The sequence below is a fragment of the Microcoleus sp. Pol1C5 genome (assembly GCF_036701115.1).
Classification (GTDB): Bacteria; Cyanobacteriota; Cyanobacteriia; order Cyanobacteriales; family Microcoleaceae; genus Microcoleus.
Map to the genome: position 1 here is coordinate 1 of NZ_JAUBQE010000131.1, position 2,972 is coordinate 2,972.

The window sequence follows — 2,972 nt, forward strand, 5'->3', positions numbered from 1 at the left end:
TAATTGGGTCAACAGGTAAAAAATGAGTAAAATTACTCATTGACAACTTTGGTTTTAGCTTAACTTGTGAGTAATGCACCTCAGCAAACCACTATAGTTCCGACGGATACACCAAGCTCATCTGTTCCTTCTACTGTTCAACCCCGTCCTCAGAATGTTCCGTCTCCAGCCCCTGCGTCTAACAACGGACGAAATAGCTATAGGCAAGCCCCTCGTGATCGCAACCAGGCAAGCAAGCTCAACTCTACCTCAGTTGAAACCGACATCAATCAGGGCTTGACCTACCACAGACAAAGAAACTACCAACAAGCAATTAGCAGCTATAGTAGAGCGATCGCTCTCAATCCTAATAGCGTTGAAGCTTACAGCAATCGGGCAGCCGCCTATAACGAGCAGAAAGATTATCAGAAAGCGATTGCTGATAGTAGTAAGGCAATTAGCCTGAATCCGACTTATGTTAACGCTTATATCAATCGCGGATTAGCTTACTACTATCAAGGCAACTCTCAACAGGCGATCGTAGATTACACAAAGGCGATCGAACTCGCTCCTAATAATGCCAATGCCTACAATATCCGGGCGCTAGCTTATGCCCGTCTAGGAAATCAACAAGCAGCCCAGGCAGACAAACGAAAAGCAGCAGCTCTTTCTCGACAGCAGCCTCAGTGACCGGAGGAAATGATGCTGTTGGAACATTTTGCTCAGATGAATCATAACTAAAGCCAATCTAGAAAATCGTAATCCTGAAGTTGAAAGATGGAGGAAAATAATGGTTAACAAAGCGCCCCTGAAAGATCTAGTTGTGATTCTTCCCGGCATCCTGGGAAGTGTTTTGCAAAAGGATGGCAAAGACCTCTGGGCAGTGTCAGGTCAGGCAGTCTGGCAGGTATTCACCAACTCAGAACAGACCTTCCAGAATTTTAAATTAGCTCAGGACGATCCGGAAGTACAAAGCTTGGGAGATGGGGTTCGCGCAACAGCACTGATTCAAGATACTCATTTGATTCCAGGATTTTGGAAGATCGATGGCTATACCAAAACAGCACGTCTGATTACCGACAACTTTGACGTGACTCCCGGCGATATCTACAACGATCCAGACGATAAAGCGGCAAACTTTTACCAGTTTCCCTACGATTGGCGACGGGATAACCGGGCAAATGCACGAATTTTGAAAAAGTTAATAGACAAGCGGCTCAAATGCTGGCGAGAAAAATGCGGAGCCTCTGATGCCAAAGTGATTTTAATGGCACACAGCATGGGCGGTTTAGTGTCTCGCTACTATCTGGAAGTTTTGGAAGGTTGGCAAGATAGCCGAGCTTTGTTCACATTCGGCACTCCCTATCGAGGTTCGCTTAAAGCTGTCAACTTTTTGGCCAATGGTTACAAGCAGATGTTTCTAGACTTGACAGAGGTGATGCGATCGCTGACCTCTATCTACCAACTCCTGCCAATTTACAAAGTTATCAACATCAATGGTGAATATCACCGCATTGCAGAAACAGACAACCTTCCCAATATTGATAAGCTCAAGGCGCAAGATGCTTTAGCATTCCACCGGGAAATTGAAGTCGCAGTTGAACAACATCTCAAAGATGAACGTTACCGCAAATCCTTTACCACAGTTCCCATTTCTGGCGTACAACAGCCAACCCTGCAATCGGCGGCACTAATTGATGGAAAACTAATAGCCAGCGAGGATTTACCAGAGGTATTGAGAAATAGATCCGATTTGGGTGATGGAGATGGAACTGTCCCAAAAGTTTCTGCGATTCCAATTGAGCGATCGGAAAACCTCGATAATTTCTTTATTGCCGAACAGCATGGGGGTTTGCAGAATCAGGCTCAAGTCTTAGAAAACATACTCAATACTCTACGGTTTAGCCAATTTAATTTGGGAGCTGTAAGGGGAAGTGAACCTCAAACAGGCATCAGTCTTAGCTTGGATGATTTGTATCTAGCAGATGAAGCTATTACCTTGCGTGCCAAACTTATTGGATTACCAGATTCAACAACAAAGCTAAAAGCTAATATTCAAGCAGTTTCTCACGAGCAATCTACTCTTACCCTTGATTTTGTCGAGCAGGAAAAAGAATGGATGCTCGCGATCGCTGACTTGCAACCGGGACTTTATCGAGTCACTGTGCAAACTGAGAATACCACCGAGCAGTCTCCCACTCCAGTTCATGATTTGTTTGAAGTTGTTCGGACTGGAGTTTAGACTAACCGCGCCTTAAACGGGTAAAGCCGGGATACGATACTGTTGGCGAAACATTTCTGGCGTTGCTGATTCTGGCGTATGAATAAACTTTTCACTTGATGTTACAAAACTCACTCTACTTGACTTATAGCCATTCCGAAAACTTGAATTCATACTTGTATTCAGCAACGCCTCATTTTGGCGTTGCTTAACCAGGGTATGAAAAAAATAAGTTGAAAATCCCCAAGCTTTGTCGATACTGGTTTCTATGACGGGTCTATTTAGCTTTTCATACTGTAAATCAGCAACGTCGGGAAATATATAAAAATCCACAGAGGTTATTCCCTATGATTTCATTAACCCTTGTTTTCATGTTGGTGGTATCGAGTCAGTTGCAAAATAGTGGAAATGCACCTTCCTCATGGGTCGTGCAGAAACAACGGGGCGATAGTGGACGGACATTTGCTGATTGGTGTGGCGAAAAGGCTTCTTTAAGTCCTGAAACTAAACATACTGTTGAGGTGTTGTTAGAGAAAGCAGGAACTACTGAGTGCGAGGCGGCCGATCGACAACTTTCGAGTCTCACGCGACTTACCCTCGACAACAATCAAATCAAGGACATCGAACCGCTAACATCCTTGACTAACCTGACTACGCTCTCCCTCGACAGCAATCAGATTGGGAACATCAAACCACTAGCATCCTTGACTAACCTGACTTTCCTCTCCCTCGACAGCAATCAGATCGGGGACATCAAACCGCTAGCATCCTT

General features: G+C 44.6%; 4 protein-coding genes. 3 read left to right on the forward strand and 1 reads right to left on the reverse strand.

What is annotated here, in order from left to right; genetic code table 11:
- Positions 1-66 precede the first annotated feature (66 nt).
- Both QUA23_RS30725 and QUA23_RS30730 read left to right on the forward strand, forming a co-directional pair.
- Positions 67-669 carry a tetratricopeptide repeat protein gene (locus QUA23_RS30725; protein WP_333078321.1) on the forward strand — a complete coding sequence of 201 codons (603 nt, stop codon included), beginning with the start codon at positions 67-69 and terminating at the stop codon, positions 667-669.
- A 100-nt stretch (positions 670-769) separates the two neighbouring features.
- Complete coding sequence (locus tag QUA23_RS30730; RefSeq protein WP_333078322.1) at positions 770-2,221, forward strand: lipase/acyltransferase domain-containing protein; 1,452 nt, start codon at positions 770-772, stop codon at positions 2,219-2,221.
- 12 nt (positions 2,222-2,233) lie between these two features.
- Here the strand turns inward: QUA23_RS30730 and QUA23_RS30735 are convergent, their stop codons facing one another.
- A complete protein-coding gene (locus QUA23_RS30735) occupies positions 2,234-2,533 on the reverse strand; it encodes a hypothetical protein (protein WP_333078323.1) in 300 nt (99 codons plus the stop codon).
- Between the two features lie 14 nt (positions 2,534-2,547).
- Between QUA23_RS30735 and QUA23_RS30740 the strand changes: the two genes are divergently transcribed.
- Positions 2,548-2,972: leucine-rich repeat domain-containing protein (locus QUA23_RS30740; protein ID WP_333093984.1), on the forward strand; the 425-nt coding region annotated here is incomplete at its 3' end.

Bases quoted from the DNA above. Each gene is read 5' to 3' on its own strand.
- QUA23_RS30730 (WP_333078322.1), top strand. From the start codon at position 770: ATGGTTAACAAAGCGCCCCTGAAAGATCTAGTTGTGATTCTTCCCGGC.